The organism is Pseudomonas sp. Irchel s3b2, assembly GCF_900187445.1.
Classification (GTDB): Bacteria; Pseudomonadota; Gammaproteobacteria; order Pseudomonadales; family Pseudomonadaceae; genus Aquipseudomonas.
Map to the genome: position 1 here is coordinate 21,550 of NZ_FYEB01000009.1, position 19,862 is coordinate 41,411.

General features: G+C 58.9%; 18 protein-coding genes, 4 tRNA genes and 1 pseudogene. 3 read left to right on the forward strand and 20 right to left on the reverse strand.

The features are described 5' to 3' along the window. Positions 1-3: 3 nt before the first annotated feature. From CKW20_RS18720 to CKW20_RS18760, 9 genes are all read right to left on the reverse strand, one after another. A complete protein-coding gene (locus tag CKW20_RS18720; protein ID WP_095054258.1) occupies positions 4-1,224 on the reverse strand; it encodes an AAA family ATPase in 1,221 nt (406 codons plus the stop codon). Then, positions 1,218-1,712, reverse strand: a complete 495-nt coding sequence (locus CKW20_RS18725) for a TadE/TadG family type IV pilus assembly protein (protein ID WP_095054259.1) — start codon at positions 1,710-1,712, stop codon at positions 1,218-1,220. Before CKW20_RS18725 ends, CKW20_RS18720 begins: the two co-directional genes overlap by 7 nt. Further along, positions 1,712-2,191 (reverse strand): TadE/TadG family type IV pilus assembly protein, encoded by a 480-nt coding sequence (locus CKW20_RS18730; protein WP_095054260.1) that lies wholly within the window; start codon positions 2,189-2,191, stop codon positions 1,712-1,714. Before CKW20_RS18730 ends, CKW20_RS18725 begins: the two co-directional genes overlap by 1 nt. Positions 2,192-2,199: 8 nt before the next feature. Beyond that, positions 2,200-3,540, reverse strand: a complete 1,341-nt coding sequence (locus CKW20_RS18735; RefSeq protein WP_095054261.1) for a Tad domain-containing protein — start codon at positions 3,538-3,540, stop codon at positions 2,200-2,202. A 74-nt stretch (positions 3,541-3,614) separates the two neighbouring features. Next, on the reverse strand, positions 3,615-4,433 hold the full coding sequence (gene cpaB / locus CKW20_RS18740) for a Flp pilus assembly protein CpaB (RefSeq protein WP_095054262.1): 819 nt from the start codon (positions 4,431-4,433) through the stop codon (positions 3,615-3,617). A 15-nt stretch (positions 4,434-4,448) separates the two neighbouring features. Further along, entirely contained in the window at positions 4,449-5,777 is a 1,329-nt protein-coding gene (locus tag CKW20_RS18745) for an ATP-binding protein (protein ID WP_095054263.1), read from the reverse strand. A 2-nt stretch (positions 5,778-5,779) separates the two neighbouring features. Beyond that, the gene (locus CKW20_RS18750; protein WP_095054264.1) at positions 5,780-6,310 is read right to left on the reverse strand and encodes a prepilin peptidase; all 531 of its coding nucleotides are present in this window, start codon (positions 6,308-6,310) and stop codon (positions 5,780-5,782) included. A gap of 30 nt (positions 6,311-6,340) precedes the next feature. Then, positions 6,341-6,535: a Flp family type IVb pilin gene (locus tag CKW20_RS18755; RefSeq protein ID WP_095054394.1), complete on the reverse strand. Its 195-nt coding sequence runs from the start codon at positions 6,533-6,535 to the stop codon at positions 6,341-6,343. Positions 6,536-6,684: 149 nt separating this feature from the next. Further along, positions 6,685-6,879 carry a Flp family type IVb pilin gene (locus tag CKW20_RS18760; RefSeq protein WP_095054265.1) on the reverse strand — a complete coding sequence of 65 codons (195 nt, stop codon included), beginning with the start codon at positions 6,877-6,879 and terminating at the stop codon, positions 6,685-6,687. Between the two features lie 412 nt (positions 6,880-7,291). On the opposite strand from CKW20_RS18760, the gene CKW20_RS18765 reads away from it, so the two are divergent. After that, entirely contained in the window at positions 7,292-8,146 is an 855-nt protein-coding gene (locus CKW20_RS18765; protein WP_095054266.1) for a DNA-binding response regulator, read from the forward strand. Positions 8,147-8,238: 92 nt separating this feature from the next. Here the strand turns inward: CKW20_RS18765 and CKW20_RS18770 are convergent, their stop codons facing one another. From CKW20_RS18770 to CKW20_RS18800, 7 genes are all read right to left on the reverse strand, one after another. Then, positions 8,239-10,719, reverse strand: a complete 2,481-nt coding sequence (locus CKW20_RS18770; protein WP_095054267.1) for a TonB-dependent receptor — start codon at positions 10,717-10,719, stop codon at positions 8,239-8,241. A gap of 105 nt (positions 10,720-10,824) precedes the next feature. Then, positions 10,825-11,784, reverse strand: a complete 960-nt coding sequence (locus CKW20_RS18775) for a FecR domain-containing protein (protein ID WP_095054268.1) — start codon at positions 11,782-11,784, stop codon at positions 10,825-10,827. Continuing rightward, the gene (locus tag CKW20_RS18780) at positions 11,781-12,302 is read right to left on the reverse strand and encodes a sigma-70 family RNA polymerase sigma factor (protein WP_095054269.1); all 522 of its coding nucleotides are present in this window, start codon (positions 12,300-12,302) and stop codon (positions 11,781-11,783) included. Before CKW20_RS18780 ends, CKW20_RS18775 begins: the two co-directional genes overlap by 4 nt. A gap of 268 nt (positions 12,303-12,570) precedes the next feature. Continuing rightward, positions 12,571-12,646: transfer RNA gene (locus CKW20_RS18785), tRNA-Gly, on the reverse strand. A gap of 3 nt (positions 12,647-12,649) precedes the next feature. Then, positions 12,650-12,725, reverse strand: a tRNA-Glu gene (locus CKW20_RS18790). A gap of 104 nt (positions 12,726-12,829) precedes the next feature. Further along, positions 12,830-12,905, reverse strand: a tRNA-Gly gene (locus tag CKW20_RS18795). A 2-nt stretch (positions 12,906-12,907) separates the two neighbouring features. After that, a tRNA-Glu gene (locus tag CKW20_RS18800) sits at positions 12,908-12,983 on the reverse strand. Positions 12,984-13,377: 394 nt separating this feature from the next. Between CKW20_RS18800 and CKW20_RS18805 the strand changes: the two genes are divergently transcribed. Continuing rightward, on the forward strand, positions 13,378-14,136 hold the full coding sequence (locus tag CKW20_RS18805) for a hypothetical protein (protein ID WP_176466925.1): 759 nt from the start codon (positions 13,378-13,380) through the stop codon (positions 14,134-14,136). A 70-nt stretch (positions 14,137-14,206) separates the two neighbouring features. On the opposite strand, the gene CKW20_RS30200 is transcribed toward CKW20_RS18805, so the two are convergent. The 4 genes and pseudogenes from CKW20_RS30200 to CKW20_RS18820 form a co-directional block, all read right to left on the reverse strand. Next, the gene (locus CKW20_RS30200) at positions 14,207-15,088 is read right to left on the reverse strand and encodes a methyl-accepting chemotaxis protein (protein WP_371857440.1); all 882 of its coding nucleotides are present in this window, start codon (positions 15,086-15,088) and stop codon (positions 14,207-14,209) included. Positions 15,089-15,115: 27 nt separating this feature from the next. After that, positions 15,116-16,171 (reverse strand): annotated as a pseudogene (locus CKW20_RS30205) (methyl-accepting chemotaxis protein); the annotation flags it as partial. A 108-nt stretch (positions 16,172-16,279) separates the two neighbouring features. Next, complete coding sequence (locus CKW20_RS18815; RefSeq protein WP_095054272.1) at positions 16,280-17,668, reverse strand: PLP-dependent aminotransferase family protein; 1,389 nt, start codon at positions 17,666-17,668, stop codon at positions 16,280-16,282. A 190-nt stretch (positions 17,669-17,858) separates the two neighbouring features. Continuing rightward, on the reverse strand, positions 17,859-18,620 hold the full coding sequence (locus CKW20_RS18820; protein ID WP_030131915.1) for an SDR family oxidoreductase: 762 nt from the start codon (positions 18,618-18,620) through the stop codon (positions 17,859-17,861). Between the two features lie 236 nt (positions 18,621-18,856). Between CKW20_RS18820 and CKW20_RS18825 the strand changes: the two genes are divergently transcribed. Further along, positions 18,857-19,861 carry an NADP-dependent oxidoreductase gene (locus CKW20_RS18825; protein ID WP_095054273.1) on the forward strand — a complete coding sequence of 335 codons (1,005 nt, stop codon included), beginning with the start codon at positions 18,857-18,859 and terminating at the stop codon, positions 19,859-19,861. The last annotated feature ends 1 nt before the right edge of the window (position 19,862 follow it).

Below are 19,862 nucleotides of genomic sequence, written 5' to 3' on the forward strand. Positions count from 1 at the left end.
GGGTCATCCCCCGAAAAAACGGTTGAAGGCGCGTTTGAGTAAGCCTTTGTTCCCGGCCACCTGTTGACCGACCAGGTCCTCGGTCATGTCGCGCAGTGCGGCAGTGATCGCTGCCCTCGGCGCATGCAGTCCCAACGGCACGCCAGTGTTCTGACTCTGGCTGACCAGGTTGAAGTCGTTGGGTAATTTCGACAGATTGGTGCAGCGCAGCGCCTCGCCGATGTCTTTGAGGCTGATCGGTGCCGCCTTGTCAAAGCGGTTGACCACGATCTGCAATTGATCCCCGCGCACGCCCAGGTCATCGCGAAGAATCCGCACCAGGGAGCTGGCATCGCGCAGATGACTGACGCTCTGCTGCACCACCACGTACACCCGATCCACTTGCTCCAGCACCGAGCCGGTGAGGTGGTCGATTTGCCGCGGCAGGTCGATCACCACCCAGCCATAGCTGGCGCGGGCCAACTGCAACAGGGTGTCAAGTTGTTCGGGTTGGGCATCCTGCGGCAGACACAGCTCACCGGCCCGACCGCCCAGCACATGCAAAGTCGGGCTGAAGTGACTGCAAAAACCGCGTAATGCGACGCTGTCCATGCCGTCGATCTGGTGCAACACCTCCAGATGGCTGTGTGTCTGCGCCACATCCAGATAATGCGTCACGCTGCCAAATTGCAGGTCCATGTCCAGCAACAGGGTACTGCCGCCCTTGGCACTGAGCTGCTGAGCCAGGTTGCAGGCCACCAGGGTTCCGCCGGAGCCACCCTTGGCGCTCATCACGGCGATCAATTTGCCTTCTGCCCCACTGCCGGTCCGAACCTCCGTGACCAGACGATTCAAGGCGGCGACCAGTTCGGTCTCGGCGATGGGCTCGGGCAATACGTCACGGGCGCCGGCCTGCATCGCCATACGCATGCCTTCCTGTTCGCTCAGCAGACCGCAGACCAACATCGGCGGACGCTCATGGGCCGGGTGCAGCAACAGCGCCGCCAGCTCCTCGCGCCACAGGTGGCTGACGCGCAGCAGCAACAGATCGGGCATGCGGTCCAGACCGTAGAGCGGGTCGACATGCCCATTGCTCACCAGGCGAGTGCTCACCTCAAGGCCGGGCATGCGCTGGCAGACACTCTGCAGATCGCGCAAAGAGGTGGCATCACGGCTGCTGATCAGCAACCGGAGCCCGGCTTTGCCAGTCGAGCTGGCGACTGGCGTTTCCTTGGTATTCAGCATGGTGTGATCTCCCCGGAATCGGAATGACGCCCGAGGCTTTCGCGTGGCAACGTTGCCCTGAATGTGGGCAAGGTAATGGGCACGCCGAACCCGGGAATAAACAGGTTGAAAACGAAGTTTTGCAGGCTCAACTGGACGTAGCGGATGGCACGGAATCCATTGACCCCACTCGTGTCGGCAGGGTTGGCCACTAGAGCGCCGTTTGCATCCAGATAAGTCAGTACCAGGTTGCTGGTAGTCAGATCAGTGATCAGCTGGCTCGTACCGGCATCCCCCGCGGCATTGAAAATCGCCCGCTGCAGGATCACCGGATCGCTGATATTGCACACTGCCGCCAGGCGTGCACCGCGACGGGCTGCTTCATCCAATGCATTGACCGTGAAGTACAGGCGGCCCATTTCCAATACGGCGAACAACAGCGTGAATACCAGCATGCCAATGATGGCGAACTCCACGACATAGGTGCCGCGCATGCGTTTGCGATTCATCACAGTGCCCTCATGACAGTCGTGGCGACCAGCGGAATGCTCAGCGCAATCTGACTACCAAAAAAACCCGGAATCGAGCCGGTACAATTGCCACTGCCAATCACCGGGCAGAATGTATAAGTGATGGTGACCCGAACATGGTCGGTGCCCACTGCGGCGACCTGTACCATGCCAGTTGTTAACCCTGACACCACCGCGGAGCCTGTATTGGCAGGCACGCCATAGACCGCCACGTTTTTCGTCTGGGTCAGCAGCGCACTGCTCAGAGAGACTTCTCCGAGCGTCGAGTTCCAGGCCTGGCTGGCGACGAAACGGTCGGCATCACGGCTGGCCTGCAGCAGGACGTTGTACTGATAGAGCATGCGGCCGAACTCGCCGAAGGCCAGCAACAGCAGCAGCAACACCGGCAGGACCAGGGTGAATTCCACCAGTGCCACACCCTGCTGGGCCTGTGCTCGTTTAAATGCGTGAAGTCTCATGACGCCTCCTACGAGTCAGTGCTCGGAGTGCCGCTGCCGTTGAGATAGGTTTTGTAGAGCTGAATGATATTCGGGCCGGAATCGTTCATCGGTGTAGGACTGGGCACGTTGTCGCCTTCGCACTCCTGCACAAACTGGCCAAAGATTTGCGCCTCCGTGCCGCCGCCATTCATTGGCTGAACGACGAAATAGCAGCCGAACCCCAGGACGGGAACCGAGGTTGAACCGCCCTGTTTCCCGGTGCAGTTGCCCACCACGATTTTCAGCATCCGGCGCTCGAACACGCCATTGCTTTCACAGCCACTGCCGGACCCTGCCACACAGGCGGCAACGCTCGCACGCCAGTCGTTGTAGTCGTATATCGCGTTACTGCCCGCCGTGAGATTGCCGTCGCTTGAGGTGACGGGTTGTCCCTGGTATTGCGTTTGTGCCGGGCTGACTGAGTCGTTGTAGGTGATCGAGGGGTTGCTGGATGTCGTCACCAGGTCTGGTGGATAGTCCGAGGCACTGACCGGGCCGTTGTAGATGCCGAAGCGCGTATTCAACCCCTGGGACGCTGGGCCGACCTTGTTGCCAGGTGCGGTCTGGACATTGTCCCCGACATTGCGGCAGACCTCGCCGCCTCCGGCCAAGTCGTCTCTGACCGTACTGCCACCCGAGCCGAAGTCGAGCAACTGAAAGTTGCCTGGGCCAATGGGCGAGGAATTGCCGGCAGCCGATTTGAGTACCTGCAAATCACCAAACTGGAAGCCCCAGAACATGCCAGCGTCCGGATCGTATTGAGTCTCGTCACCACAGACCATCAAAGGTGCGAGATCACACGGGCTGGTAGGGCTGGGGCCAGCGGTGGCGATCGCCGCCACCGTTTTGTTCCCCAGAACGCCCAATGACTGGGCGAAGTTCCAGAAAAATCCTGTCAGGCTATAGCCAGGGACCGATACCCGAACGTATTTGGCATCCGAAGGCCCGGGAAAGGAGAACGGGCCATAGACGCTGCTGGACAGTTCCACCGCCGCGAATGCGCTTGGGTTGCCGGCGACCGCCGTGGCCAATTCGTTGTTGCCCGTGGCATTGGCATTTTGCGTCAGCGTGTTGAGCGCGGCAGCTTGCGTCGCGCTGGCACTGTTGATTCCCCCTGCCACCTGACTCAGGGTTTTGGCGCCACTCAGGGCGGCGGCGTCCACCGCATTCTGCAGGCGCGTTTTGTTCAGCAACATGTGTCCGCCGTCCAGAGCCAACGCCGCCATCATGGCCATTGCCGCCAACGCCATCACCATCAGTACACTCACCGCTCCTTCCTGGCGCCTTGGCGTCGCAGTGAACGGCTGCTGAATACGAAGATTCATCATCAAGCCCTCATTTTGCCGATGCTGATCCGGATCGGCTCCGCCAAGACCTGGTGTCCAGGACCTGTTGCGCCCTGTCAGCGAATGTTGACTACTTTGGTTTCGATCCCGCGAATGATGGTGATAGCCCCACCACTCTCGCCGCCGCTGCGCCGCACCACGCGTTTTGGCACCGTGGCAGTGGCTACAGCCATGACCGGTGCGGCAGGCGCAACAGGCGCAACGGCCGCAATTTTTTTCTCGGAGTTCAGCGGGTTGCGCAGGGTCAGTTGCAGTTTCCCTTCCGTTTGCGCCGTGACCAGGGTTTCAGCCTCTGCAGTCGTCATCTCCAGCGTTACCGCACGCACCACTACCGGTTGGGTCTTGTCGGTACCTGCGGTCTGGTCCACCGCCAACACCCGCAAGTTCTCGAGGATGGTCCTGGACACGGCACTGTTACTGCCGGCACTGGTGGTTTTGGTCGCCAGCACATCGACCCGGTTACCTGGCAGAAGGAACCCGCCCACCCCGACCACATCGTCCACGCGGACCGAGATGGCACGTTTGTCTGCCGCAATCAGCGAGGCAAGGGTACTGCCACCCAAATGCTCACTCAGACGTGCGCCGCGCATGATGTCGCCCTTCAGGATGTCGAACGTTGCGATCTTGCCCACGGCCTTTTCGGTGGAATCGAAGGCATCGTCCGGGATCGTGTCCATGGGCATGCGCAGGGTCGTGACCTGTTGAGCCTCGACCATCTGGCCGAATGGAATTTCTACCGTGGCAACCACAACGCTTCGAAGGTGATCATCCGGGCTGGCATTGAGCCGTGCGCTCAGCCAGGAGTCGGCCATCCATGCAGCACCAAGGCCCATGACCAGGGAAACGCCTATCAGGGAAACAGTACGAGAGCTCATGTCAGTATCTCCGCATCAAAGAAAGTCGAGCTGGACGAAATAGTTGTGCCAGGCCCATTCCAGTTCCTGTGGCGACAGAGCCCCGGAGCCGCCCAGGTAACGCTGACGGTCGAGTGCCATGTTCAGGAGATCGCGGGGATGGCAAGGCACCAGGGGCATGCCTTCACTTGCATAAAGCCTTTGCAGCACATAACGCAGCAGCAACGGGTCAAAAGGAATGCCCAGACGCTCGCTTTCCTGACGCCAGATCTTTTCGTACTCCTCAGGCTTCAGGTAACCGAATTGCAGCTTGTAGCCAATCCGGCGCAGGAAGGCCTCATCAGCCAGCTCCAGGGGATTGAGGTTGGTGGAGAACACCAGAATCAGATCGAACGGCAGCTCGCAATGCCGACCACCGCCCAGGTTGATGAAGTCGCGCTTCTCTTCCATCGGTACGATCCAGCGATTCAACAGCTCGGCAGGAGCCATGCGCTGGCGTCCCATGTCGTCGATGATGAACAGGCCATTGCTGGCCTTGAGCTGCAAGGCGGCCTGGTATTGACGGGTGTAGGGGTCATAGCGAACGTCCAGCTGTTCCATGCTCAACTCACCGCCCGTAATGACGATCGGGCGTTTGCAGCGCAGCAGTCGACGGTCGATCCCTTCGTTGAGCATCAGACTGTTCGGTTGACTGTTGTCATCCAGACGCTGATGCACCTGCGGGTCATAGATCTCGATCACCGACTCGTTGATCACGATGGCATGAGGCACCCAGATGGCCTCGGCGAACAGACGAATCAGCCGACTGCTCACATACGTCTTGCCGGTACCCGCGGGGCCATAAATCATGATTGCGCGACCGGAGTTCAGGGCCACGCCCAGCTGATCGAGCATGCCCTCGGTAAGCACCACGCCAGCAAGGGCGTTGTGCATATCGTTGGCATTGATACGACCATGGTGAATGGTCTGGAGTTTGATCAGGGAACGGTAGGTACTCACCGGAAAAGGTGCCGCGCCGATGTAGCCACTGCGCGACAGGGCATCACGGGCGGCACTGCGTCCGCGTTCGGTCAGGCCATAACGCAGCATCTGCCCACCGGATTGCCCCATCTGGCCAAGCACTTCGACACGGCCGTCCTTGCGCAGAAACGCCAGGACCTCTTCAAGGACGGCGCCGGTCAACGCCAGGCGTTCTACCAGCCGCGGCATGTCGAGCACGCCGGCGTCATGCAGATGCTTGCACACCAGCTCACCGAGAAAACTGTCTGTCAGACCGGTATCGCGGATTGTGCACGGCTGAGGCGCCAGTCGTTGCACCGCATCCCGGTCGCTGGAGTAGGCACCACTTTCGACGATGACGTGCATGACTAACCTCCCAATCCACCGGCAACGAGTTGCCAGTAGACGCTGTTCAAAGTGCCTATCAAGATTGCAATCGAATAGGGGAAAGGCTTGCCGGCTACTTCATCTGAAGTCGGCGCCAGATAGGACTGCGCCCTCAGAATCAGCCGATAGCGGCCCAGGGTCTGCAGCAATTGACCGCGGAACAGCACGATCAGGAAACCGCATACGCCGCCGGCCATCAGACTGAACAAGGCAGCCCACAACGCGAAATGAACCGGTAAAAAACTGCCGACCATAGCCATCAACTTGACATCACCGGCGGCCATACCACCCACGGCGTACATCGGCAGAAACAACCCAAAACAGATCAGCATACCCAACAGGCCGTCACCCAATCCGCTGACACCACCTGTATAAGTCTGACCGGCCAATCCCAGGGCAAGGCCCAACAAGACCAGCATGTTGGGAATACGGTGGCGAAGCAGATCGCTCACCACCGCGACGCCCAGCAGTCCTAGCAGTACGACTGTCGACACCAGCAATTCCATGGACATGGCGCGTCTCCCGAGTGCGACTTATTGTTATCAGCAAGCGGCCCCACCGTTGACCGCGGCACACAGCCCTTCGATTTTGGTATTCACCTGCCCCCCAAGCGTTACGAACGCTGCTGCGACAGCCACCGTAATCAGCCCACCCGCCACCGCGTATTCCACAATGGTCAGGCCATCCTCGTCTTTGACGAACTTCAGTACCGAAGCCTTGATTGTTTGCAGAGTCATTTCGATCACTCCAGCGGCCATGCCGCTCATTACGTAAGTTGGTAGGGACAACGCGAAGCCCATTAAGAAAGTTGCCCGGCGCCCTATCAGAAATAGTGGCAAACCGGTTCTATGGGCATCGCCGCGTCCCCGAGTAGGAATTATTGTTATCAGCAAGCGGCCCCACCGTTGACCGCGGTGCACAGCGCTTCGATTTTGGTATTCACCTGGCCCCCAAGCGTTACGAACGCTGCGGCGACAGCCACCGTGATCAGCCCACCGGCCACTGCGTATTCCACAATGGTCAGGCCGTCTTCGTCTTTGACGAACTTCACAACCGAAGCCTTGATTGTTTGCAGATTCATTTTGCCCACCTCACTCGAATGTTGTTTTTTCGGGAAGGCAGTACGTTCTGTGCTGCCTGGATGCAACACTAGTCAGGGGCAGGGCATAGGCGTTAGGAGGATTTTGCACATCGCTAGGACTTTTTTGCGGACGCGACCCAATACCGGTTCATGGGTCTGTGCAGGAGAAATAAGAGGGTCAAAAGACATGGCACTGCGAAGGCCATGGTCGAGGATTCACACGCGACGAATGGTTTATGCCGCGCGTGTCGAACAAATGCCGGTAAACAATCGTCCAGAGCTGGGGTCCAGAAATACATAGAAGTAATAGAACTAAGCTTCTTTTTCCTTATCAGCATTTATTCTGCAAAGTGATAGCACATTAGCAATACTACTCAGCGAACAGAGGCATGAAGAACCCCAGAGTAGAGACATGACGTCCAATTTGACCAGAAGGCCATCGCTACTGTGGTTCGATCTGACTCACGATCGTTCCACGAAGGAACTCATCGCGCAGTTCGAGGGTACCTGCGACTGCAAATTGACGAAAAACTCCTTGTTGCCCCACGGGGAACAGGCAGACATGATCTGCATCCATTTCGATCGCCCCGACACGCCGGGCTTGAGGCTGTTGCTGGAGATCAAACGCACCACCCCCTCCATCCCGATCACCATGTTCACCGTGCAGCACTCAGAGGAACTGGCGGTCTGGGCCATGCGCTCCAGTGTCTGGGAATACATGGTGCTGCCGCTCTCGGCCACCGAGAGGAAGCGCTACCTGTTGGCGCTGGCGCAGCTCTGCGAGCTGCGCCGAAATGGCAAGACATCACTGATCGACCACTCCCCTACTCTCCCGGACAGCATCCGGTTGACCTCGGGACACCAAAAACACCAGGCGCTGAGCCATATCATGCTGTACATCGACCAGCACTTTCGGGACAGCATCGATCAGAGGGATTTGGCCAAGCGCTGCGGCATGACGACCTTTCGCTTCAGCCGTCTGTTCAAGGAAGCCAATGGCGTTGGCTTCACCGATTACGTCCTGGACAAGCGCATGAACTTCGCCAAACAACTGCTCGACAACAGCCAGATGCCGATTACCAGTATCGGCTATGAGGCCGGCTTCAAAGACCCATCCTACTTCGCTCGCGCCTTCAAGCAGTTCGTCAACTGCACGCCCAGCGAATACCGTTTGACATGCCAACTCAGAGCGGTAGCCGCGCAACCGGCGCTGGAGGATACAACCGTTGAAGCGCTCGAAAGCCTGGTGCAGAGCCTCGGAAGTTGAGGCATTTTTCAGGTGCCTGTCAGTTAAGACACGAAACCCTGTAGGAGCGAGCAAGCTCGCTCCTACAGGGTTTCGTGTCTTTGGCGAGGGAATCAGAAGCGAGCCTTGACCGTCATGGCGAAGTTGCGCGGGTCACCGTAATAGTTACCGAAGTTTTCGGTGCCAATGGTGGTGTAGTAGCGCTTGTCGAACAGGTTGTTGCCATTGAGCGCCAACGACCAGGTGTCATCGATGCGATAACCGATACGCCCATTCCAGACGGCGTAGCCGGCCTGGGTAATCTTTTCGCCCGTTGCCGGGGAGACTCGAAAATTGTCGCTTTGCGCGTTGACGCCGGCACCTAGGCTGAACCGCTCGAGCGCTCCGGCAAGGGCGTAATCGCCCCACATGCGCAGTACATGGCGCGGCACATAAGTGTTGAAGGCGGCGCCATTGAGGCTGGTGTCAATGTCGTCGAGGGTCTTGGTCTGGGTGTAGGTGTAACCGGCGAGCAATTGCAGGCGCTCGATGACCTCACCGCTGATTTCAGCTTCGAAGCCCTGGGCGCGGACTTTGCCGGCATTCAAATAGCAGAAGCCGTCCGATGACGGACAGGTCGAGTTGTAGTCCGTCTGTGCCTGGTCTTTCTGCAAGGTCCGGAACAGGTTGAAGGAGGTGTTCAGGCGCCCCTCAAACCATTCGCCCTTGATCCCCAGTTCATAACTTTCCCCCACCAGCGGCTTGAGCGCCGAGCCGCTTTGCGAGCGGTTATTGCCTTGGGGCGTGAAGATCTCCGAGTAACTGGCATAGGCGGTCAGGTGCTCGTTGAGGTCCAGCAACACGCCGGCAAACGGGGTGACTTGACCGGTCTCGGTGCTTCTGGCGTGTTCCGAGGTTCCCGAATTGATGAACACCGAGTCGGTTTTAGAGCTGTACCAACTCACTCGACTGCCCACGACAAACGTCAACGGGTCCGCCAGTTTGAGACGCAGGGTCGAGTACAGGCCTTGCTGTTCGGTGACGGTTTTCACCGGGCCACCGCGTGTCGAGTTCTCGATGAAGTAGCTGTCGTCCGGTTCAGGAATATGTCGATCCGGGTTGAACACGTTCTGCTTCTGCGGCAGCAACGCGACCGAGTAGAAATCATCCTTGTCCGAGCGACTGGCATTGAAACCGACGATCAGTTCATGTTGCTGGCCGAACGCGCCGAACTTGCCATCCACGTAGGCATCCAGGCCGTAATCGACCTGATCGTAGTCGTACATGCTGCCCAGCATATCTGTGGTCGAGGTACCAGGCGTCACCGAGCCTGCCGCAAACGCATATTTGATGTCCTGGGTGTTTTTCGTATAAACCCCTGCCACTTTCATGGCCCAGTCGTCGTTGATCTGATGTTTCAGATCGCCGAATACCGTAGTCCTCTGGCTGCGCCAGGTATTCCAGGACGGATCCAGGCAGGTGGAACGACTCAGTTTCAGATCGCTGCCGTCCTTGTAGCGAGGCAGGCCACCCCAGCAAGGGCTGGCATCGACATCTTCATAGGCGACTCCCAGGCCGAGCGTCGTGTCGGGCGTCAGATCGAAGTCCAGCGCACCGTAGTAGATCTGGTCCTTGCGACGGGCATCGTCATAAAAATAATGCCGGCTCTGTTCAGCAATCACCGCCCTGCCGCGCACAGTGCCGGCATCATTCAACGGGCCACCGGTATCGACTTGCCCACGGTAGTTGTCCCAGGTGCCACCGGAGAGGCTGAGTTCGGTCTGGGCCGTAGCCTGGCCGCGTTTACGAACGAAGTTCACCCCGCCCGAGGTGCCGCCCGAGCCCTTCATCATCCCCGCCGCGCCACGCAAGATTTCGACCCGGTCGTAATACGCCATGTCGCTGGTGAAACTGTCGGCCTGGACATAGCTGTTGCCCATGTCCAGCGGCACACCGTCGTACTGATACTGACCCGACATCCGGAACCCGCGGGAATAGAAATACTTGCCGCCCATGGTCGAGTCGTAGACGGTAATGCCCGGGGTCTTTTCCATCACCTGATCGATGGTGTGCAGGTTCTGGTCATCGAGCATCTTGCGGGTCATTACCGTGACCGATTGAGGCGTTTCCCGCAGGGAGTGCTCGCCCTTGCCGATAGTGACCGCTCCGGTAGTGTACGAGCCGCTGTTCTCGGTGGTCGCTCCCAGTAGTTGCCCGTTGATGGTGGTAGCGCCCAGTTCCAATGCCGAACCGGTGACAGGCGCGGAACGCAGCACGTAGGTGCCGTTGGCCTGGGGTTCGGCTTGCAGACCGCTGCCGCTCAGTAGGCGAGCGAAGCCTTCGCTGACCCCGAATGAGCCTTTCAGACCTGGCGATTGCAGGCCCTGGGTTTGCCGGGCATCAAACGAAATCGCGGCCCCGGCGGCACTGGAGAAACGGGTGAGAACATCCACCAGGCTGCCGGCCCCAATATCGTAGGACTGAATCAAACGCTGTTGCGTCGAGGCCTCTGGCGCCGAACCGGCATTCGCCGACCAGGCGCTGGCCATCGTGGCTGCCAGCAATCCGATTTTCACTGCGATCGCCAGACGACTTGGCGCGTTCACCCGAGACATGCTTGCTTCCCCCAAAACGGTCAATAAAAACTCACTGAGGGATGAGCCGAACGATGCCGGTGAAAAGTGCAGACGAAGCAGAAACTTTTTATCCGCGCCGCACCGTCAGCGCGAATCACCATTCGATACCTGGACCCAGAAATGGCTGTATCGCGTCACGCGCAACGAAAAACCGCTCTCCAATGCCGCCAGGGCTAGATCGGTGTTATCGATGGGAAAAACCCCGGAAACCTTCATGTTGCCGATGGCCGGATCACAACGCAGCACGCCCGCGCGATAACGCGAAAGATCGCTCAGCAACACCGCCAAAGGACGGTCGATGGCAATGATGCTGCCTTGCTGCCAGGCGCCTACCGAGACATCGTTGCCGCGCAGCGTTCCCAAAGTGCGGTCATTGAAATCCAGACGTCTGCCGGCTTCGACCCGCCTCCTGGACCCGGCCTCCGGCAAACTGACCTCTACTGCTTTCTCCAGCACCGCCACCTCACCGCCCTGCGCCTGAGTGCGGACGATAAAACGCGTCCCCAATGCGAGCACCTCGGCATGGCGAGTGACGACCTTGAAAGGACGCTGCAACGGATCGACCGCCGTCGTCACGAGCATCTCGCCCCACAACAGTTCCAACACCCGCTGTCGTCCATCGAAACGAACGTTGACCGAGGTGTCGGTGTTGAGCAGTACAGTGCTGCCGTCCGCCAGCCGAAATTCGCGGCGCTCCCCCACCGCCGTGCGCAAATCGCAAATCAGGTTTTGTGTGGTCTGACTGCGCCAACCCAACCAGCCCAGGGCGCCGACAGACGTCATCAATAAGGCACTACGCAGCACCTGGCGACGGGATCGATTGTCGGTATTGCTCAAGGTCGGCGCCGCCAAGGCGCCCGGCACGCTCGCCATCTGTTCGGCCACTGCCGCCATTCTTTGCCAGGCCTGGCGATTCAAGGGATCTGCGACCAGCCAGGCGTTCCAGGCGGCTCGATCCGCGTCGGTCGTGGTGCCGGAATGAAGCCGGGCGTACCACTGCGCGGCGACGCTGATGGCTTTCAACTCCTGGGGGGGCAGGTTCATGCGAGCTGCAACTGAATCTGCATCAGACAGCAATGCTCCATGGCCTTGGCCATGTGGTTATTCACCGTGCGAACACTGACGCCCAGACACTCGGCAATTTGCGGGTACGTCAGGCCATTGAATTGCGACAGGATGAAAGCTTGTTTGACTCGAGGCCCCAGCCCTTGCAGCAGGCGGTCTATTTCCATCAGCGCCTGGAACAGGATCGCCTGCTCCTCCAACGATGGCTGCTGTGATTCGGGCGTGGCGGCCAGCGCTTCGAGATAGGACTGTTCCAGCGAACGACGACGAAACAGATCGATCAACAACCCCTTGGCGATCATCGACAGATACGGTCGCGGCTCGCGGATATCCAGGGCGGTGCGAGCCTTGATGACCCTGACGAAGGTATCCTGAGTCAGGTCCGCTGCATCGAAGGCATTGCCCAGACGCTTGCGCAGCCAGCCCTGGAGCCAACCATGATGGTCACAATACAGATCGTTGACAGCACTGCGTAAGGACAAGTCGTTGGCGGGCATGACAATGGAATAATTCGCGACTGATAATGACTCGCATTGTCGTTCGACCAACGGCAGGTTGCAACACAAACATATCGCCTTGTAGGAGCGGGCTTGCCCGCGAAGGCGGCGGTACAGTCAACATTGATGTCGCCTGATACACCGCTTTCGCGGGCAAGCCCGCTCCTACTGGGTTCCGTGTCTTGACTGATTGGCCTTATTTCCATTCCAAATGACAAATAACGCGCACAAAAAAACGCCGCTCAATGAGCGGCGTTTTCTTTGAATTTGGAGCGGGAAACGAGACTCGAACTCGCGACCCCGACCTTGGCAAGGTCGTGCTCTACCAACTGAGCTATTCCCGCAAATGGCGTCCCCTAGGGGACTCGAACCCCTGTTACCGCCGTGAAAGGGCGGTGTCCTAGGCCACTAGACGAAGGGGACACGCTGCCCGGAACACATGGTGTGTGTTTCGGTGCCCAGATCCGCATCCGAAGATTTGGTTCTGGTTTCACTCAGCCCTGCCCGAAAGCAAAGCCGTTTAAAACTGGAGCGGGAAACGAGACTCGAACTCGCGACCCCGACCTTGGCAAGGTCGTGCTCTACCAACTGAGCTATTCCCGCATTGGCGTCCCCTAGGGGACTCGAACCCCTGTTACCGCCGTGAAAGGGCGGTGTCCTAGGCCACTAGACGAAGGGGACACACGTACAACATTCACTCCCTACCGCGTTTCGCTGTGTGCTTTACGCTGTAAGTGGCGCGCATTCTATGGATGGATTGAGGGGTCGTCAACCCCCAGATATAAATTTATTTAAATCAATGACTTCGACCTGCTTTCGGCTGCCATCCAGGCTTTTCCGTCGCCTGACGTTTGGCGCCTATATTCTGGCATCCGGCAAGGCGCTATAGTCCATGCCGAGATGATGGCAATGTGCACCTACCCCACTATTTACTTATATATGCGGCATTGCGGCCGATATAAGCAGAACTATAAGCCGACTCACTCGTCGAGCGGCCCTAGTCGCCCAAATGCCGAGCCACTACACTCGACTCGCACGCGAACCCTAATAAGAGGTCTTACCGGTGACACCACTCATGATCACCCTGCTAGTCGTAGCCGGGATCGCACTATTGATCGCCATTGGCTACATGAACCATGTGGTGGAAAACAATAAGCTGGAAAAGGCCCGCACCAAGGTTGAACTCAACGACCGCCTGCGTCGCTGTGGCGAAATCACCGAGACCTTCCCCGGTCAATTGATGACACCGGCGCTCAAGCTGCTGTTGACCCGTCTGGAACTGAACGTCTGCCAGCGCCTGCTGAACCTGGAAAAATCCAGTGCCATATTGAAGGCACGGATTACCGAGCTGAGCGCCTTGGTCGCCCAGGGTGAATCAATCCCCGTCAACAACCCACCGGCCCCGATCCAGACCGAAGCCAAAGCCAAAGACGTGCGCTTCCTGCTTGAAGCCATGCATGGCCAGATCACTCGTGCCGCACAGGACGGTTTCCTGCCGCCCAACGAAGCCAAGCGCTGGATCCGCGAAGTGCGCCACATTCTGGTGCTGCTGCACATCGAATTCTTCAACAACCTGGGCCAGCATTCCCTGCAACAAAACCAGCCCGGCCAGGCCCGCCTGGCCTTCGAACGCGGCGTGCAATACCTGCGCAAACAACAGGAGCCGCAGGTGTACGCCGAACAGCTGGAATACCTGGAAAAACTCCTGGCCCGCGCCAACGCCTTGGTCATGGACACCATTGCCCCGGTTGAAGGCGAAGTAAACCAACTGACTGAAGGCCTTAAAGACGTCGAGGCTGATGCCGACTGGAAGAAAAAAGCGATCTACGACTGATCATGCAAATGCTGAAAAGCCACCGGGGCAGGTGGCTTTTTTTTGCGTTGGGATTGGTGGAGGGCAGCCCCTACAGCCTGAAGTGCCCCACCATCCCCTTCAACTCAACCCCCAACTGCGCCAATTCAATACTCGACGCCGCATTGCCCCGCATCGCCAGCGACGACTGATCCGCACTGGCGCGGATACTGGTGACACTGCGATTGATCTCCTCGGCCACTGAACTCTGCTCTTCCGCAGCCGCCGCAATCTGCTGGTTCATCTGCTGAATCAACGACACCGCTGCCGCAATGCTCCCCAAGGCGCTCTCGGTCTGCAACGCATCGCTCACCGCCAGCTTCACCAACTCGCCGCTGTTCTGAATCTGCTGCACCGACGATTGCGCCGCTGAACGCAAGGCACTGACCAGCCGTTCGATTTCCTCGGTTGATTGCTGGGTTCGCTTGGCCAGTGCCCGAACTTCATCGGCCACCACCGCAAAACCCCTGCCCTGCTCACCCGCCCGCGCCGCCTCGATGGCCGCATTGAGCGCCAACAGGTTGGTCTGCTCGGCGACGCTTTTGATTACGCTGAGCACCGTGCCAATGTTCTGGATTTCCGCACTGAGGCTTTCGATGCTGGAGCTGGCCGAGGTGGCCGAGTCCGCCAATTGTTCGATCCGCGCCATGCTCTGACGTACCACCTGCTGACCGCTTTCGACCTTGCCATCGGCAGTCTGCGCCGCCTGGGCGGCCTCCTCCGCGTTACGTGCGACGTCGTGCACCGTGGCGGTCATCTGGTTCATCGCGGTGGCGACTTGCTCGGTTTCTTCCTTCTGGCTACTGACTTCAAGGTTGGTCTGCTCGGTCACCGCCGACAGCGATTGAGCAGAGCTTGCCAGCTGTTCGATACCGGCCTGCAAACCACTGACGATACTGCTGAGCCCCGCGCCCATTTGCTGCATGGCCTGCATCAACTGGCCGATCTCGTCGCGGCGGGTCACATCAATCGTTGCACTCAAATCGCCTGCGGCGATCTGCTGAGCGACGCGGATCACACGGCGCAGCGGTGCGACGATCAAACGGGTAATCACCCACGCAGCAATCAGCCCCACCAGCAAGGCCAGTGCCGAGGAGCCGATAATCAACAGCGAATTCTTTTTCAGCTCTGCCTGCATCGACTGATCTTCGGCAACATAGGCCTGGTCCACCCGCGCCACCACTTGAGCGGCACGCTGGTGAAGCTGCTCGTAGACGGTCTTTTCCTGCGCCAACAAGTCGGTGTACTCGGCGAGTTTTTCACTGAAACCGGCAATATGACCGGACACTTCATTGAGGACGGTCTGGTAACCCTCATCCTTGATCGTGGTTTTCAGCTGCCCGGCCTGGGTCAGCGCCTGATCGGCCTGCTCGATCTTGCCCTGCCCGGCGCTGTCGTCGCCCTTGCGGCTCAGGTCCAGGCGCACGCGCGCTTCGTTCATGGCCTGCAACATCAGCCGCGATACCTGACTGACCTGATTGGCTTGCTCGATGAATTGCGCGCCGTCCTTGCCCTCGGATTCCTTCAAGGTATAGGCACCATCATCGGCAAGACCGGACTGCAACACGTCCAGGTTATTGGCCACGCTGGACACCGACCAACTGGCCATTTCCAGTGCCAGATCCTTGGCCTGACTCAGCGAGACAAACTCGTCAAAAGCCTTGCGATAGGCGCCCAGAGATTGCTCGACGTCATTCATGACCGGCACATTGGTCGCCGACTGAGCCTTGAGCTCGGTCGCCAGAGCAACCAGAGCGTCCACCCCGGCGCGCAAGGCGTCCGCGGTTTTCGGATTACCGTGCAAGGCGTATTCCTGCTCGAGCAAGCGCACCTTGAGCAAACCGCTGTTGAGCGACGACATCTGCTTGAGCCCGTCGAAGCGTTGACTGATGGTTTGCAGGGACCATACGCCGATGGCCGCCACCAGGGCGGTCAACAGCAGCACCAGTACAAACCCGACACCCAGTTTTTTCGCCATACCGAGGTTGGCAAAACGTCCTTGCACGGCCGAAATCATTGCGCTTAGTCCCCTGCCATTGTCTGTTGATGCAGATTCGCAACGGGCTTGTGCCAACACAAGTCTCCGGCGTCTGAATAATGGCAAAAAGCTACGCCTACGTCGCTTTCAGAACGTTTGAGGTCGATTCAGAGCGGTCGCCTGAAAAAACGCCCGTGCGCGAGGATCACAGGCATAGGCGACGTTAATGCGCTGCCAGTCATGGGCCTGGCCAGTGGGACTGAATGCCGTTGCGCAAGACAGCAAGACACCGAAGCGCCGCGCCTGAGCCCGCACCTGAGCAGAGTCGGAGCGGCGTGATCGCGCCCAGATGAACAGGCCGCCCACCGGTTTGCCGAAAACCTCCCACTCCGCGTCTTCGAGCACCTGCAAGGCCGCCTCCCGGTCTGTGCTTAAACGCTGACGCTGACGTTGCACCAATTTACGATAGGCACCACTGGCCAACAGACAAGCCAGCACCGACTCGCTAAACCGTGAAGCGCCCATGCTGCTGATCATCTTGACCCTGGCGAGTCGCGAAATAATGTCGGCATCGGCCACGACAAAGCCAACCCGCAACGAACTGCTGAGGGTTTTGGAGTAGCTGCCGACGTAGATCACATTGTCATCGATGCCCAGTGCCGCAAGGCGCGTGCCGGGGCCGCTGTGCAAATCGGCATAGACGTCGTCTTCGATCACCAGTACCCCATGGTTTTTGGCCAGTTGCAGGACCTGCTGAGCTACCCCCGGGGTCAAACTGCTGCCGGTGGGGTTGTGATAAAAGCTGTTGATGAACAAGCCACAGGGTTTGTACTTGCGCAACAGTGCCTCGAGTGCTTCGGTGTCTGGCCCGCGTGGGGTTCGTGGCACCTCGATCATGCTGACCCCGTGTAGCCTGAGCAAATCGAACAACATCGAATAGCCCGGACTCTCCACCACCACGCAATCGCCCGGTTTGAACAAAGTACGCACAATCAAATCGAGCCCATGACTGGCCCCCGCCGTGGTCAGGATTCGGCTTTCATCCACCGCAATATTCAGCTGCTGCAATCGTTTGAGGATCTGCTGGCGCAAGGCAGGCAGGCCCAGCGGCGTGCTGTAGTTGAACAACCCGGCCATGTCGGTGCGGCTGACCTGGCGTATGGCGTAGCTCAGATCGTCAGTCTCACGCCAGCTTTCGGGTAATCCGCCGCACCCCAGCTTCAGTTCGCCGACGAGGCCGCTCTGCTGCTCACCCCCTTCGGACCAAGGAAGGTCCCATTGCCCCTGAGTGGCCAGCGCCGTTGCCGCGACAAAGAAACCCGCCCCGTTACGCGTCGCCAGCACCCCTTGAGCCACCAGCCGTTCACAGGCCTCGACAACACTGGATTGACTGAGCAGATTGATCCGCGCGATTTGCCGCACGGAAGGCAAACGCGTCCCAGGCAACACCTCGCCGCGACGAAGCCAGTCGGCCAATGCGTCGACGATTTGCTGCACGACAGGCACCAATGCCTGTCGATCGATTCTCAACTCCATGAGCAAGCAAACTCCTGTCTGTTTTGCGGGAAACAGTTAATCACAGGAACGCTCGAGGGGATGTGCGACAAAGCCGCCAAAACCGCCGGTTCTAACCATTTGAAACACAATGACCGGCGTCTTCACGGAACCGGCGCCGAGCGATAAAAAACTGTAGGAGCGGGCTTGCTCGCTCCTACAGGGATTGGGTCTAAAACGCTGTGACCCCACCATCCACCGCCAGCGAATGACCGGTGGTGAACGCCGCGCCGTCACTGCACAGGTACAGCACCGCGCTGGCAATTTCTTCGACTTTGCCGATACGCCCGACCGGGTGCATGGCATTGGCGAACTCGCCTTTCTTCGGGTCCGCTTCGTAGGCTCGGCGGAACATGTCGGTGTCGATCACTGCCGGGCATACCGCATTCACGCGAATCTTTTTCTTGGCGTATTCGATGGCCGCCGATTTGGTCAGGCCGATCACCGCGTGTTTCGAGGCCGCGTAGATGCTCATTTTCGGCGCAGCCCCCAGGCCGGCAACCGAGGCGGTGTTGACGATCGCGCCGCCGCCCTGGGCCAGCAGCAACGGCAACTGATACTTCATGCACAACCAGACGCCTTTGACGTTGACGCCCATGATCGCGTCGAACTCATCGACCGTGCCTTCGGCCAGTTTGCCTTTCTCGATTTCGATACCGGCGTTGTTGAAGGCATAGTCGAGACGGCCGTAGGTATTCACGACCTCGTCCATCAGATTTTTTACATCGCTTTCCACAGTGACGTTGCAGCGCACGAAAGTCGCTTCACCGCCGGCGGTACGAATCAGCGCCACCGTGCCCTCGCCACCGGCCGCATCCAGATCGGCAACCACCACTTTCAAACCTTCGGCGGCGAACGCCAAAGCGGTCGCGCGGCCAATACCATTGGCCGCGCCTGTCACAACGGCAACCTGGCCAGAAAACGTCATGCTCATTGTTATGTCCTCAGAGGGAAGAATGCAGGGGATCGCGTGTGGCCAGTCTAGTCATAGGGGCGTATGGCACGGCAGCACTATCAGAAGGCCGGTTGGTTGCCCATGAGTTGCAGTGATAGAACCACCGCCCTGACTATCACTGCACTGGATCGATGTGCATTCGCAGCGTCAGCCAACCTTGCGACATCGCCCATGAAGGTCTATCAACAAGACTTCATTCATCTTGAGTGCCTGTCATGACTACCCAGACCAATCGCCAGTTCCTGCTCGCCAAACGTCCCGTGGGGGCGGCCACCCGTGACACGTTCACCTATCAAGAAGTACCGGTCGGCGAACCGGCGGCGGGTCAGATCCTGGTCAAAAACGAATACCTGTCCCTGGACCCGGCCATGCGTGGCTGGATGAACGAGGGCAAGTCCTACATCCCTCCGGTTGGCATTGGCGAAGTGATGCGTGCATTGGGCGTAGGCAAAGTCATTGCCTCGAACAATCCGGGTTTTGCCGTGGGGGATTACGTCAACGGCGCCTTGGGTGTGCAGGATTACTTCCTCGGCGAGCCGCGAGGTTTCTACAAGGTCGATCCGAAACTGGCGCCGCTGCCGCGCTATTTATCCGCGCTGGGCATGACCGGGATGACCGCCTACTTCGCCCTGCTCGATGTCGGCGCGCCGAAAGCCGGCGAAACAGTAGTGCTCTCGGGCGCGGCCGGTGCAGTGGGCAGCATTGCCGGGCAGATTGCCAAGATCAAAGGTTGCCGGGTGATCGGCATCGCCGGCGGCGCGGACAAGTGCAAGTTCCTGATCGACGAGCTGGGTTTTGACGGTGCCATCGACTACAAAAACGAAGACGTGCAGGCCGGCCTCAAGCGCGAATGCCCGAAAGGCGTCGACGTGTATTTCGATAACGTCGGCGGCGATATTCTCGACGCTGTGCTGAGCCGTCTGAACATGAAAGCACGGGTGGTGATTTGCGGTGCCATCAGCCAGTACAACAACAAGGAAGCGGTCAAAGGCCCGGCCAACTACCTGTCGCTGCTGGTCAACCGTGCACGGATGGAAGGCTTCGTGGTGATGGATTACGCCGCGCAGTTCGCCGCTGCCGGGCAGGAAATGGCCGGCTGGATGGCCAAGGGGCAGCTCAAGAGCAAGGAAGACATTGTCGAAGGACTGGAAACATTCCCGGAGACGCTGATGAAATTGTTCAGCGGCGAGAATTTCGGGAAGTTGGTGTTGAAGGTTTAAA